Genomic DNA, 13,486 nt, shown 5'->3' on the forward strand with positions numbered 1-13,486 from the left:
TTGCCGCTGTTATCAATTGTATCGCCGTCAACGTCTACATAGCCAACCGACATGGTGTCGTCGTTCTCTGTACCGTCAACAATTCCCGGACCGTTTGGATCAGCCATTGTACCCTCTTTCTCATCATGCAAGCCGCGGGCGTCGCCAACCTGGCCAAAAACCCCCAAAATGGGTTCGTGGCGCCGTTTGGCGTTCATCACACGGCATCGCTGGATGCCCTCTACATGTCGTTTGGCTGCCCCAAGCCAGAACTCGTCCCCCAGTTGGACTTGCTCTAAATATGATGCAATCGAGGCGAGGAAGAAACAAAAACCTGAAAAATTTGACGAAAAGCGCCGCAATTACGGCGACATTGAGTGTTAATTATTGGTTAATGTCTGTTGGGGTGTCGGCGCCATTGTTTCCGAATTTGGGCGCAATCATGGCATGAATTAAGACTTTTGCCTGCCGGGGAGGAACATATTTGAGCCTTTATTGGCTTGGGCTTCCCCCGGGTCACTCCGCCGGACAAGTTGTCGTTTCCAAGTGTGAACCAATGGCAGAAGATTAAGCTGAAAATCTGTTGTGGTACGTCAGACACAGGTTGGGGTTTGGGATTGTTCGCAAAATGGCGACAAGTCGGGGTTAGGTGGGTAATTGACCTCAAATCAGGAACGATGTGGTTCGAATCGCTGGGCAAAAATTCAGGAGATTGCGCGGTTTATTGCCAAATACGGGCGAATCTCGTGCTGAGCGATTCTGCCCGTGATCTTTCCGTTGATATGACGGGTGTCGCGAGATCTCAAAGCGGTGCGAGATTGTTGGTGACACGAAGGCACGGGCATACGTTCGTTACCGCAAACTCTGCCGCAGCGTGTGTTCTGCCTAATCTGTCTTGAGAGAGCGGTGGTGCTGTGAGGGAGGATCGAACTCCCGACCTCACCCTTACCAAGGGTGTGCTCTACCACTGAGCTACCACAGCATGACCGTGGCGCGGTGTTTAGGACCAAAGTTGATCATGTGCAAGCGCAATCTGGACCCTTTTTTCCGGCTCATGTAAAGAAACTGCATGGAACGTAAAACGACCCCAGTAAATAAAGCCAAAAAATCTGCCAACAGCCGTGACGATCGGCTAAAGGCAGCGTTAAAAGCCAATATGGGTCGCCGCAAAGCGCAGGCCAAAGCACGTGCGCACAGCGATGCGTCCGACTCAACTGAGGCAGTGAAGAGTGAAGGGCAGGATTAAATGGATTCGATAGTTGTACGCGGTAACGGACCGCTAAAAGGGCAAATCCCAATTGCGGGGGCCAAAAACGCCTGTCTGACGCTGATGCCAGCCACGCTGTTGAGCGAAGAACCGCTGACGCTGACCAATGCCCCGCGACTGAGCGACATTAAGACCATGAGCGAATTGCTTGGCTCATTAGGTGCGGAAGTGACCAGTCTGCAGGATGGCAAGGTACTGGCAATGTCGAGCCATGACATCAACAACCACATCGCGGACTATGACATCGTGCGCAAGATGCGCGCCTCCAACCTCGTGCTTGGTCCGATGCTGGCGCGTTTGGGCCATGCGGTTGTGTCGCTGCCCGGGGGCTGCGCGATTGGTGCGCGTCCGATGGATTTGCACATCTTTGGTTTGGAAAAGCTGGGCGCAGAGATTGAACTGAAAGACGGCTACCTGCACGCCAAAGCGCCAAGCGGCCTGAAAGGTGCGGTGATCGAGCTGGCCTTTGCCTCTGTGGGGGCAACCGAGAACATTCTGATGGCGGCCACGCTGGCCAAAGGCACCACCGTGATCAAAAATGCCGCGCGGGAGCCGGAGATTGTTGATTTGGCAACCTGTCTGCGCGCGATGGGCGCCCAGATTGACGGCGACGGCACTTCCGACATCACCATTCAGGGTGTGGACCGCCTGCACGGCGCGACCCACCCGGTTGTGACCGACCGCATTGAACTGGGCACCTTTATGTTGGCTCCGGCATTCTGTGGTGGCGAAGTGGAACTGCTCGGCGGGCGCCTGGATCTGGTGGAGAGCTTTGTTGCGAAGCTGCATGAAGCTGGCATTGACGTTGATGAGACCGAGAAGGGTCTGAAAGTGGCGCGCAAGAACGGCCGGGTGAAGGCTGTGGATGTGACCACCGAGCCGTTCCCAGGATTTCCAACCGACTTGCAAGCGCAGTTCATGGCAATGATGTGTACCGCCGCAGGCACATCGGTGCTGGAAGAGAAGATTTTTGAGAACCGCTTTATGCACGCCCCGGAGCTTATACGGATGGGCGCCAATATTGAGGTACACGGCGGCACCGCAACAGTGCATGGTGTGGACAAGCTCAAAGGCGCGCGCGTCATGGCGACCGATTTGCGCGCCTCGGTGTCGTTGATTCTGGCCGGATTGGCGGCAGAAGGTGAAACGATTGTGAGCCGGGTGTATCACCTGGATCGCGGCTATGAGCGCATTGAAGAGAAGCTGGGCGGCGTGGGTGCCCATATTGAAAGGGTACAGGAAAAGTGACGCAACAGGATGCACGGTTTGAAGACGGCGGTGACCACCCGCTAAACCTCGGCGCGTTGGATGCGGAGGATTTGCAGGTGCTTTCCACGCTGGTGCAGGACGCCATTTTTCCAGCGTCCGAGATGCAGTGGTTGGCCAAAGACCGCCGTTTTGCCGTGTTGTTGAATCGGTTCAGGTGGGAAGACCAAACAGCAGCGGATCGCCGCAAGCGTTCGGTGGAGCGGGTGCAGAGCCTGCTGGTGGTCGACAATGTAGTGGGGGTGGCCTCACAAGGTGTGGAGCGCGGTGATGCGGACACCATTCTGTCAGTTCTTTCGGTGGCGTTTGAGCCTGGGGATGATGCGGACGGCGCGGTAATCCTGACCTTGGCGGGTGACGGGGCGATCCGGCTGCAGGTGGAGGCGCTGGAAGTGTCACTAAAAGACGTGACACGTCCCTATATTGCGCCTTCCAGATCCACGCCAAGCCATCCAGAATGATCCGTGCCCTCACGGCCGATGATTTGCACGCCTACCGCAGTCTCTGGCTGCACGGGTTGAGTGCCGATCCATCTGCGTTTCTGCTGACGGCTGCGGAAGCGGTGGCGACAACTGACAGTGCTCTGGTGGCCAAGCTTTCTGCGGGTGAGGGGATTGGTGCGTTTGAGGGCGAAGCACTTGTAGGCTTTGTGGCGCTGCGGCGTGGTGGTCCGGAACGAATGCGTCATATGGCAGACCTTGGGCCACTATATGTGCATCCGTCCGCCCGGCGTCGCGGATTGGCGCGCGCGCTTATGGATGCGGCGGTTGAGACAGCGCTGGCGCTGGACATTCTGCAGCTGGAACTTTGTGTAGACATACAAAACGCTGCGGCGCAGGCGCTCTACCAAGCTTGTGGCTTTGAGCAGATTGGCGTGCGGCCCCGATCTGTGATTGCGGATGGCGTGGCGCGGAATGATGTTCTGATGCTGAGACAGCTTGACGCTTGAGCCTCTTAAGGGTGCGGTCTAAGAAGGCGTGACCTTTACGGAGAGACCAAATGCCCGTTTTTCTTGATGCGCAAGCTGCTGATTTTGAAGCCGCCTTCACCACCCTTCTGGGGGCCAAACGTGAAGACAGCCCGGATGTCGATGCCATCGTGGCAGACATCATCGCAGAGGTGCGCCATCGCGGAGATGCGGCAGTCATTGAGCTGACAGCGAAGTTTGACCGTCTGGAGCTGACGCCAGACACACTGCGCTTTTCCGCAGAAGAGATTGAAAGCTACTGTGCGCAGGTGAATGACACTGACCGTGCTGCGCTGGAATTGGCCGCAGACCGCGTGACCGCCTATCACGCGCGGCAAATGCCAAGTGACGAAAGCTGGACCGACGACAGTGGTGCCACCTTGGGGTGGCGCTGGACGCCCGTGTCGGCGGCCGGGCTATACGTGCCAGGTGGATTGGCAAGCTACCCGTCGTCTGTGCTGATGAACGCGATCCCGGCCAAAGTTGCTGGTGTGGAACGGTTGGCGATTGTGGTTCCGACTCCGGATGGCGTGGCCAATCCGTTGGTTTTGTTGGCGGCACGGCTGGCGGGCGTGGATGAAATTTACCGCATTGGTGGGGCGCAGGCCGTAGCCGCGCTCGCCTATGGCACCGACACAATTGCACCGGTGGATAAAATCACCGGGCCGGGCAATGCCTTTGTGGCGGCGGCCAAACGCCGGGTATTTGGCAAAGTGGGCATCGATATGATTGCCGGGCCAAGTGAAATTCTGGTGATCGCGGACAAAGACAACACCCCGGATTGGATTGCACTCGACCTGCTAAGCCAGGCGGAGCACGACGAAAGCGCGCAGTCGCTGCTGATCACCGATGATGCCGCTTTTGGGCAGGCGGTTGCTGACGCGGTGGACAAGCGTCTGGAAACACTAGAGCGGCGTGAGATTGCCGGGGCAAGTTGGCGTGATTTTGGTGCGGTGATCACCGTGTCGGATTTGGATCAGGCGGCGGCTTTGTCCAACCGGATTGCGCCCGAGCACTTGGAGCTGTGTGTGGCGGACCCAGACGCGCTGTGTGAAAAGATCACCCACGCGGGGGCGATTTTCTTGGGGCAATTCACGCCGGAAGCGATTGGCGACTATGTGGGTGGTCCAAACCACGTGCTGCCCACAGCCCGCTCCGCGCGGTTTAGTTCTGGCTTGTCGGTGATGGATTTCATCAAACGCACCACGTTGTCGAAAATGACGCCGGAAGCGTTGAAGGCGATTGGCCCTGCGGCGGAAGCTTTGGCGATTTCTGAGAGCCTTGAGGCGCATGGATTGAGTGTGCGCGCGCGCTTGGATGCGTTGAACAAATAAGGGGCTTTGCCCCGTCACAGCAGGCTGTGACTCCCCAAGGTATTTTGGGAAAGAGAAAGCAGGTGTCGCCTCAATAGTGGCTGGTGTAGCCGCCATCCACTGCCCAGACCTGTCCCGTCACATAGCTGGCGGCGGGGCTGGCGAGGAAGAGGATGGCGGGGGCCAGCTCTTCGGGATTGCCCCAGCGCTTGAGGGCGGTGGCGTTTTGGAGTTTTTCCAAAAGAGCAAGATCTTCTGCTGCGGCGGCATTGGGCGCGGTCTTGAAAAAACCCGGTGCGACGGCGTTTACGTTGATGCCATGCACACCAAGTTCGGCGGCCAAAGCTTTGGTCATGCCGTTGATGCCCGCTTTGGCCGATGTATACGCTGCGTCGCCCGATTGGGCGATCAGACCCGCTATGGACGAGATGTTCACGATGCGCCCATATCCTTTGGCCTGCATTTGGTCTGCGGCCCTTTGTGACAGGCGGAACGGCGAAATCAGGTCGATGTTTAGAAGAGATTGCAGGTCGTCACGGGTGAACTCTGGCAATGTCCGACGGTCTCGTTGGCCGACGTTATTGACCAGAATTGAGAGACCGCCAGAGTCGGACAGTGTTGGAAACGCCAGCTCAGCGGCGGTTTCATCCGTGACATCAAAGGGCAGGGATGTGGCTTTTAGACCTGTCTTGCGCAACTTGGCGGCAACTTGCGCGCAGCGTGTCTCGCTGCGACCGTTGATCCAGACATGCGCGCCGGCTTGTGCGAGCAGCTCTGCGGCGGCCTTGCCGAGCCCATCGGTGCTGCCAGTGATCAGGGCATTTTGATCCATGAGATCAAAGGCGGGCAGGGGCGATGGCATGGCGTGTCCTCTCAGTGGGTTGGGGATGGATTGCGCAGGGGATGCTGCCTGTCAATGGCGCCGTAAGTGCGACAGTGGCAACCGATGGACAAAGCGGGGGGTGGTGCGCTACTCATGCTGCATCGCAAAAACGCAAGAGACTGACATGTCCCGGATCAGCCACATCCAAATCGACGACCGCAACCTGCCGCCTCCCACACCGGAGATTGATCAGGAGCGCAAGGTGGCGATTTTTGATCTGTTGGAGGAGAACAGTTTCTCGCTGCCCAAGCGCGATGATCGTGTGGTCCCGGATGGGCCTTTTTCGGTGGATCTGTCGATCCGCGAAAAACGGCTGGTGTTTGATGTGACCAGCGAAGGGGGCGACAAGGCGGCAGAGTTTCACTTGAGTCTGTCCCCGTTTCGTCAAGTGGTGAAGGACTATTGGGCGATTTGTGAGAGCTACTTTGATGCCGTAAAAAATCTGCCGCCAAGCCAGATTGAGACCATCGACATGGCGCGGCGGGGCATTCACAACGAAGGTGCGCGGGTGTTGCAGGAGCGGTTGGAAGGCAAGGCTGAAATCGACACTGACACGGCACGCCGTTTATTTACGTTGATTTGCGTTCTGCACTTCGGAGGCTGAGCTTGGTAGCGGACCCCGATCAGAAGCAGGTTTTGCCACAATCGGTTTTATTCTGTTGTGACCAGAACGCGGTGCGTTCGCCCATGGCGGAAGGCATCATGAAGAAATTCTACGGTCAGGATGTCTATGTCCAGTCTGCGGGCATTCGCAGTGATTTGGAAATTGATGGGTTTGCCATTGCCGTGTGCTCTGAGATTGGTGTGGAACTCGACCGGCACCGCACCCGCAGTTTTGAAGAGATGGAAAAGCTCGGCGATGAGTTGTCCAGCTTTGACATGGTGGTGGCGCTCACACCGGCCAGCCGCAGCACGGCTGAGGACCTGACGCGGTTTGACCATCTTGAGCTGGAGTATTGGCCGGTGTCTGATCCAAGTGGTGCACAGGCCGGGGATGGGCGTGAGGCGAAGCTGGCCGCATACCGCATCGCGCGGGATGAGATTGTGGCCTATCTGCAAGGCCGGTGGGGACCGCCGCGTTAAGAGCTTTGGCTGCCTGCTAACCTTTTGTTTGCCATAATTGGCGATGCTTGCGGTGATATCAGCAAAGGACTCACCATGCGGCAGACTTCGCCAAGCGTTTCAAAGACCCAAGCAGCGGATCTTGGGGTGATCCAATCGCTTTATGATAAAGGTGAGTTTCGCAAAGTTGTGTTTCGTGCACAAAAAGCCCTAAAGGCCCTCCCGGGCCATGTGGGGTTGCACGCGCTGGCGGGGTTTTCGGCGCAGCAATTGGGGGATGATAGGACCGCAGAGGCTCTGCTGTCCAAAGCTGCACAGCTTGCACAAACGGAAGAAAATGCCTCCGTTGATTTGCCGCTTGGGCTTGCGCAGATTGGGCGCCATGCGCTGGCCGTGCCGCTCTTTGTGGCGTGCCTGAAAAAAACACCAACGCATGCAGCAGCTCTCAATGGTCTTGGCCGGTCCCTGCTTGCGCTGGGCGAGGTGCAAAATGCAATTGTTCTACTGGGCGACGCGCTAAAACATGGCGCGGACCAGCCAGAATATGCGGCGGATCTTGGAGCTGCGTTTGAAGCCTCCGGCCAGCCGGTTTTGGCGCTGGAGTGTTATGAAATTGCGCGAAAACTGGCCCCAGAGCTGGGCCGTTTTACGCGCTCCGCGAAGGCGATGTACGGCTTGGGGCAGTTTGACAAAGGGCTGGTGTGTTTGGAGGAAGGGCTTGCTCTTTGGCCGGACGATCCCGCGCTGTTGAGCAATTATGCGTCGATCCTGAATGCGCTTGGGCGCCGCGACGACGCTTTGGCGCAATGGCAAAAGGTGCTGGAGGCACATCCCACGTACAGCGTTGCCTATTCGAACTTTGCCAACAGTCAGAAGCCGTCCTTGATTGAGGGGTTTGAGGATCGGATTGACGCCCAGTTGAAGCGCAACCCCGCCAAAACAGATGCGCTCAAGTTTCACTATGCCAAAGTTGCCGTGCATGAAGAACGCGGTGACTATGAGGAGGCTTATCGCAATTTGCTGACCGCAAATGCGCTTCGATTTGAAGAAGCCGGCTTTGACATCGAGGTAGAGGCGCGTCTGTTTGATCAAATAAAGCAGCAGTTTGATGCGCAGCCAGATATTGAAGTCGCCATGGATGAAAACGAGGCAACGCCGATCTTTATTCTAGGCATGCCGCGGGCTGGGTCATCGTTGACGGAAACCATTATTGGCCGTCATTCTGAGGTCGAACAAAAAGGCGAGCTGGATTACCTTGCACTGCTTGTCAAACAACTCGGGCTGCTCGGCAACCCACTTGACGGCGCACAAGCCAATTTGTTGCGGCAAACCTATTTGTCCCGCCTGACCCAAGCCGGCGGTGGCGCTTTCATCACCGACAAAATGCCGCAAAACTTCCGTCTGATTGGGCATATCGCGACCGCCATTCCAAAGGCGCGAATCGTGCATGTGCATCGCGATCCCAAAGCCTGTTGCTGGTCCAATTTTCGACATTTCTTTACCAGCGACGGCCTTGGATTTACCAATGATGTTGACTGTCTGATCCGCTACTATGACATGTATCAAGACCTGATGGCGTTCTGGCATGAGCGGTTCCCCGGCCGCATTATTGATGTCGACTATGAAGCACTGACTGCCGATCCTGATGTTGAAATTCCTGAACTTATTCAAACTCTTGGCTTGGATTGGCAAGAGGCCTGTTTGGCGCCGCAAGACAGTGCCAATGTGGTGCGCACAGCCTCGCAGGAGCAGGTTCGGAAGAAGATATACAAGGGCAGTGCCCAAGGATGGCGCAAGTATGAAGCGCAGGCAGGCGGCTGGCTCAGCCGACTGCCAGACCACCAGCCAAATGGTGGCTAAAGGGAGGATTCGCCGAGGGATCTTCGGATAATTCGGCTTCTTTTGGTTTTGGCCCTTGAAAAAAAGGGAAAAAGCCCTCATTTAAGCGCACGTCCTGCAAAATGCTGCAGGTGCTAATCAAAGGAGAGACCATGGCGAAGGAAGAACTGCTCGAATTTCCCGGTGTTGTGAAGGAACTCCTGCCCAATGCGACGTTTCGGGTCGAGCTGGAAAACGGCCATGAGATCATCGCACATACGGCAGGAAAGATGCGTAAAAACCGCATCCGTGTTCTGGCTGGCGACAAGGTTCAAGTCGAGATGACACCTTATGATTTGACCAAAGGTCGGATCAACTACCGCTTCAAATAAGCGAACTACATCAAGACACTGCGCGGCCCCAAGCGGGCCGCCTTTTCGCATTTAAGAGGTCCGGCATGCGGTTGATACTTGGCTCGGGCAGTCCGCGCCGCAAAGAATTGTTGGCGCAGATTGGGGTGGTGGCAGATGCCATTTGCCCGCCTGACATCAACGAAGACCCCCATGAAAATGAGTTGCCACGGCCGTATTGTGTGCGGATCGCCCGTGAAAAAGCGCTGGCGGTTGAGGCTGCAGCCTCTGACGTTGTGCTGTGCGCGGATACAACGGTGGCCCTGGGGCGCCGCATTATGGGCAAGCCGCGTGATTCTGATGAAGCAGCCGCGTTTCTCAAGGCGCTGTCTGGTCGCCGCCATCGGGTGATCACCGCCGTTGCTCTGCGCAAGGGTGATCAGCTGTTTGAGCGCGATGTGGTCAGCGCGGTGAAAATGAAGCGTCTGTCTTCTGAGGAGCTCAACGCCTATCTTGCCACCAACGATTGGCAGGGCAAGGCAGGCGGCTATGCCATTCAAGGCCCGGCTGGGGTCTTCATCCCGTGGATTTCCGGCTCATTTACCGGCATTGTTGGCCTGCCTGTGGCCGAAACCGCTGGCCTGCTGCAAGCGGCCGGCTACCCGCTTTATAAGGAACGCACATGAACGGACGTCAGATCATTTTGGACCACATTGAGGGGCGCGAAGCCGCCGCGCTGATGGTGGATGGCCAACTCGATGACCTGCTGATTGACAGCGACATGCCGCGTCCCGGCACCATCTACCGCGCGGTTGCGGACCGGCCTGTCAAAGGGCAGGGCGGGATGTTCTTGAAAACTCCGGATGGCATGGCCTTTTTGCGCCAGGTCAAAGGTCTCGCGCCGGGGGATGTTCTGCTGGTGCAAGTGACTGGATTGGCCGAGGCCGGCAAGGCGATCCCGGTCACGCAAAAAGTGCTGTTCAAAAGCCGATATGCCATTGTCACCCCGGGCGCCCCTGGGGTGAATGTCAGTCGGTCCATTCGTGAGGAAGAGCGCCGTGATGCCCTTCTGGGGGTGGCCCATGGGGTGGTTGAAGCGCCGGATGCCGGGATCATCCTTCGGTCTGCTTGTGCCGAGGCGGATGATGCAGATGTGGCTGAGGATATTGCCGCCATGCTCGATTTGGCCGAGCAGGTTTTGGCAGATGCCGACGGCCCTGCGGAGAAGCTGATTGATGGCGATGGCCCACATGTTTCTGCGTGGCGCGATTGGTCCGAGCCCGCCGAGGTGGTGACCGACGCTGGCGGCTTTGACAGCCACGGTGTGCTTGATGCGCTGGAGGCGGCGCAAGGCGCGCAGGTGTCCTTGGGCGGCGGCGGCTATATGTATGTCGAACCCACCCGCGCGCTTGTGGCGGTGGATGTGAACACCGGCAAAGACACCTCACCTGCGGCTGGCACAAAAACAAACTTTGCCGTGGCCAAAGCGCTGCCGCGGGCCTTGCGCGTGCGCGGACTTGGTGGGCAAATTGTGCTGGATCTAGCGCCCATGCCCAAGAAAGACCGCCGCGGGTTTGAAAGCGCCCTGCGGGCGGCATTCAAGCGGGACACCATTGACACTGCTTTGGTGGGCTGGACTCCTTTGGGGCACTTTGAATTGCAACGCAAAAACGCCCGTGTGCCGCTTTTGGATGTGCTCAAATGAGCTGTCCGATCTGTAAGAAAACCACTCTGCAAAGCTATCGTCCGTTCTGCTCCAAACGCTGTGCGGACATTGATTTAGGCAAGTGGTTTGGCGGCGACTACGCAGCCCCCTCACACGATCCGGAAGAGGCGATTGAGGCCTTGGAAGAGATTGAAAAGCAGTCATCGCGATTGCATTGAATTTTTTCTCGAATTCCTCTGGACAGCCCCTGTTGGCTGTCATAGAAGGCCTGCACCCAAGGCGAACAAGCCTTCCCGTGCCCGGGTAGCTCAGGGGTAGAGCAGTGGATTGAAAATCCTCGTGTCGGTGGTTCGATTCCGCCCCTGGGCACCATTTCTACAAAGCAGATATGATCTATGGCGATAGAACTTTGCCGCCTTCGCATTGAACGCCTGTGAACCGTATGCAAAATCATGGCTCTGGGAGTTGAAAGCTTCGGTCAAACAGATCAGTTTCCGTCGGCGTGCAGCCATCAAGTAGGAATCGTCTAAACTCGTGACGTCGCTCATTACATTCCCCTTCAAATTCACGAATGCTCCTGCTGGGTTTTTCTCCGAAAGGTTGGTCAGTGTTCCGTACTCTTTGGCGAAGCACCGCGCAGGTAATGGCCGAAAGCCTCAGCCGGTTCTGGCCGGAAGAAACGTGCTGTCACCGTGTATTGATCTGAACGACTACAACTGCAGTGCTGTGGTCGACTGGCTTGAATTTGCAATGGAAACACCTGAGATCCATCAAGCGGTCAACGCGCATCGGTTTCTTTCGAACGCGCTGATGGCCTTGGGTTCGAAATCAACGGTGCACGTGTCCGGACCCAATCGAGAGACTGGCTACAAGGGCCATTCCTTTATTGTCCGAATTCAGCAGCCTCGTCCCCGTGACGTCCTCCGTTTGATGCAGCAGGCTGTCCGACACTACAATATTGACGTTGCAGGCATAGGATGCCTCCCAGTTAGGGGAATCGAGGTTTCCGTCGACTTCAAAATAAGAGCCAACAGGGAGCTGCCTTCTGATGAACGAGATATCAAGAGATGGCAAATACAGGACCTGCTCTGGCGGCATCTACGGGTTGTTCCCAGCTTTAGCGAATTGAAGAACTGTTCACCAAGGTTTACGCGCGAGGGGCCAAAACGAACCCGCGCAGACTTTGTTGTACAGCAAACAACCCCCAAGCCTGCGTCCGTTATTTCGACTGCTGGCATCAAAGGTAAGCAGGCATCAGCCCTTATGCTTTCAGCTTATCACCAACCACATCTGGACATGACCTACTACGTGGGCTCCAACCAAGAAAGTGTTTTGCTGAGGGTCATGGACAAACGGTCGGACAGGAGGGATCCAAGCAGAACTTCTAGGGATGAATTGCCCGAAAAAGAATGGCGGGCAAGAATAGAAGTCAGTCTATTGGGTGCTCATGGTGTGGTCGGTGTTCCCGAAGCGCTTGGTGTGGGCACGGTTAGGGACTTGGTCGGTTTCAAGTTTCGAGAAGTAAGAAAACTGGTATTTGAGTTCTATGTGCCAACCTTTGACGGTGATGGTGACGTACCAATCAGTGGCCTAAGAACTAGCGTGACGGAACTTGAGGCCTTTCGGCGCGGGGGAGTTTACGGTCTCGACCGATTTCATCAATCTCTGAATGAGGTCGCAACACAGACGGATCTCCTCGATGATGACTCCTTGTACGCTCAACCTTTAGGAAAGAAGGGGCGGCTTGTCTCTTACACAGCATTGAACGGAAAGGTAGATCGCGCGCTTAAGGCTCTCGAAACGCGTTGGGGTGGCTGACGCATGACCGTTAAGGAAGTGATGGCGCAACGTCTGAAGTGTTCTCAGGTTGTATTGGATCTCGGAACTTTTGTTGACGGAATTACCTTATAGAGGGAACGGTCCGAATTCCGTAGAAATTACGCATTCAGCCATAGTGGCTTAATCGATACTGCTTATGGCCGTAGGCTGCGAAATCTCAGCTGAAGTCGATCCCTAATAACTTCAATATACTCATACAGATCGCTGATCAGAGTTCTGAAGAAAACAAACCAAGTAAACTGAACGAAGCACGCAACGGTTAAGCTCTCTAACAACTCGTCTACTCTTTCTGTTTTATCAGTGAAGGATAAGGTGAAGCAGTTGCGTCTTGGCCAGCAGGATGTGTCATGTACTTCTACTTTCGTAGTGCTTTGAGGGCTGAATGTTGGTTGTGCAGGGATCGTGCAGGTCGGTTTGTTGGGTGTTGAAGCGAACGATATCTGCAGATCGCGGAGCTTGGCCCGTGACCTGCCCCCCCCCCGATAAAGGTTTTGACTGACGTACACGATCTGCAGGTGAGGGGGCTGCTCAGTTGGATTTGTCCGGGCAACTATCCACCACCAACTCAAGCAGCGTTTCGAGATACTTCCATAACGGTCCAATCGCATCCACGATGCCGCTTGCTTCGGTTGTCCTAAGAAGATCCAACAATCTCACCTCAGTGTCATTCAGGGGCAGCCCAAGGACATCAACCAGAACCTCATGGGTTCCAGGATGGTATTCCTCAATGGCGGTCATCAGGAATGTCTGGGCGTTTATGTCTAGGGTTTCAGCAAGAGCAGGGATGCGGCTCAACGGAACTCTGGTGATGCCTTGCTTCATCATGCTGATGACATTGGCGTTCTTCATGCCAATTCGGTCAGCGATTTCCCTCTGTGTCAGGTCTGACGCATCAATGGCTTCGGCAAGTATTTTGGCTGTGGGGCTGGCGGTCATTATCTTTCACCTCGTGATGTTGTTTCGATGAGATGTGATAGCGACGAGCGTTGCGTCCTTGTTTGAAAATTGCCTTGTTTCTGATGGGGGTGTCCGGTCGTGCGCAGGCGCATTCTAAGCGTCACCAGAACGCTTTAGCG

The 13,486-nt window shown here is 56.0% G+C and carries 16 protein-coding genes and 2 tRNA genes; 14 read left to right on the plus strand and 4 right to left on the minus strand.

What is annotated here, in order from left to right; genetic code table 11:
* Positions 1-197: hypothetical protein (locus QZ517_RS06420; protein ID WP_294223910.1), on the minus strand; the 197-nt coding region annotated here is incomplete at its 3' end.
* A 689-nt stretch (positions 198-886) separates the two neighbouring features.
* A tRNA-Thr gene (locus QZ517_RS06425) sits at positions 887-961 on the minus strand.
* An 87-nt stretch (positions 962-1,048) separates the two neighbouring features.
* Between QZ517_RS06425 and QZ517_RS06430 the strand changes: the two genes are divergently transcribed.
* The 5 genes from QZ517_RS06430 to hisD are packed head-to-tail and all read left to right on the plus strand — an operon-like array spanning position 1,049 to position 4,813.
* Entirely contained in the window at positions 1,049-1,225 is a 177-nt protein-coding gene (locus QZ517_RS06430; protein ID WP_294223912.1) for a hypothetical protein, read from the plus strand.
* Positions 1,226-2,494 (plus strand): UDP-N-acetylglucosamine 1-carboxyvinyltransferase, encoded by a 1,269-nt coding sequence (murA, locus tag QZ517_RS06435; protein ID WP_294223915.1) that lies wholly within the window; start codon positions 1,226-1,228, stop codon positions 2,492-2,494.
* Positions 2,491-2,973, plus strand: a complete 483-nt coding sequence (locus tag QZ517_RS06440; protein ID WP_294223917.1) for a DUF2948 family protein — start codon at positions 2,491-2,493, stop codon at positions 2,971-2,973. The genes murA and QZ517_RS06440 overlap by 4 nt, the downstream gene beginning before the upstream one ends.
* Positions 2,970-3,461 (plus strand): GNAT family N-acetyltransferase, encoded by a 492-nt coding sequence (locus QZ517_RS06445; RefSeq protein ID WP_294223919.1) that lies wholly within the window; start codon positions 2,970-2,972, stop codon positions 3,459-3,461. Before QZ517_RS06440 ends, QZ517_RS06445 begins: the two co-directional genes overlap by 4 nt.
* A gap of 50 nt (positions 3,462-3,511) precedes the next feature.
* Complete coding sequence (gene hisD, locus QZ517_RS06450; RefSeq protein WP_294223922.1) at positions 3,512-4,813, plus strand: histidinol dehydrogenase; 1,302 nt, start codon at positions 3,512-3,514, stop codon at positions 4,811-4,813.
* Positions 4,814-4,883: 70 nt separating this feature from the next.
* Here the strand turns inward: hisD and QZ517_RS06455 are convergent, their stop codons facing one another.
* A complete protein-coding gene (locus tag QZ517_RS06455) occupies positions 4,884-5,654 on the minus strand; it encodes an SDR family oxidoreductase (RefSeq protein ID WP_294223924.1) in 771 nt (256 codons plus the stop codon).
* 25 nt (positions 5,655-5,679) lie between these two features.
* Between QZ517_RS06455 and QZ517_RS06460 the strand changes: the two genes are divergently transcribed.
* The 9 genes from QZ517_RS06460 to QZ517_RS06500 all read left to right on the plus strand — a co-directional run bounded on the left by QZ517_RS06460 (position 5,680) and on the right by QZ517_RS06500 (position 12,389).
* The gene (locus QZ517_RS06460) at positions 5,680-6,279 is read left to right on the plus strand and encodes a UPF0262 family protein (RefSeq protein WP_294224019.1); all 600 of its coding nucleotides are present in this window, start codon (positions 5,680-5,682) and stop codon (positions 6,277-6,279) included.
* A gap of 32 nt (positions 6,280-6,311) precedes the next feature.
* Positions 6,312-6,758 (plus strand): low molecular weight phosphatase family protein, encoded by a 447-nt coding sequence (locus QZ517_RS06465; protein WP_294224021.1) that lies wholly within the window; start codon positions 6,312-6,314, stop codon positions 6,756-6,758.
* A 75-nt stretch (positions 6,759-6,833) separates the two neighbouring features.
* A complete protein-coding gene (locus QZ517_RS06470; protein ID WP_294223927.1) occupies positions 6,834-8,597 on the plus strand; it encodes a tetratricopeptide repeat-containing sulfotransferase family protein in 1,764 nt (587 codons plus the stop codon).
* A gap of 131 nt (positions 8,598-8,728) precedes the next feature.
* Complete coding sequence (gene infA, locus QZ517_RS06475) at positions 8,729-8,947, plus strand: translation initiation factor IF-1 (protein WP_007205486.1); 219 nt, start codon at positions 8,729-8,731, stop codon at positions 8,945-8,947.
* A gap of 65 nt (positions 8,948-9,012) precedes the next feature.
* Positions 9,013-9,591 (plus strand): Maf family protein, encoded by a 579-nt coding sequence (locus QZ517_RS06480; RefSeq protein ID WP_294223930.1) that lies wholly within the window; start codon positions 9,013-9,015, stop codon positions 9,589-9,591.
* Entirely contained in the window at positions 9,588-10,610 is a 1,023-nt protein-coding gene (locus QZ517_RS06485) for a ribonuclease E/G (protein ID WP_294223932.1), read from the plus strand. Before QZ517_RS06480 ends, QZ517_RS06485 begins: the two co-directional genes overlap by 4 nt.
* A complete protein-coding gene (yacG, locus tag QZ517_RS06490) occupies positions 10,607-10,789 on the plus strand; it encodes a DNA gyrase inhibitor YacG (protein WP_294223935.1) in 183 nt (60 codons plus the stop codon). Before QZ517_RS06485 ends, yacG begins: the two co-directional genes overlap by 4 nt.
* A 79-nt stretch (positions 10,790-10,868) precedes the next feature.
* Positions 10,869-10,943, plus strand: a tRNA-Phe gene (locus tag QZ517_RS06495).
* A 162-nt stretch (positions 10,944-11,105) separates the two neighbouring features.
* Positions 11,106-12,389 carry a hypothetical protein gene (locus QZ517_RS06500; protein WP_294223938.1) on the plus strand — a complete coding sequence of 428 codons (1,284 nt, stop codon included), beginning with the start codon at positions 11,106-11,108 and terminating at the stop codon, positions 12,387-12,389.
* 549 nt (positions 12,390-12,938) lie between these two features.
* On the opposite strand, the gene QZ517_RS06505 is transcribed toward QZ517_RS06500, so the two are convergent.
* Positions 12,939-13,346 carry a helix-turn-helix transcriptional regulator gene (locus tag QZ517_RS06505; protein WP_294223941.1) on the minus strand — a complete coding sequence of 136 codons (408 nt, stop codon included), beginning with the start codon at positions 13,344-13,346 and terminating at the stop codon, positions 12,939-12,941.
* Positions 13,347-13,486 lie beyond the last annotated feature (140 nt).

Source organism: uncultured Shimia sp., assembly GCF_913054185.1.
Taxonomy (GTDB): domain Bacteria; phylum Pseudomonadota; class Alphaproteobacteria; order Rhodobacterales; family Rhodobacteraceae; genus Shimia.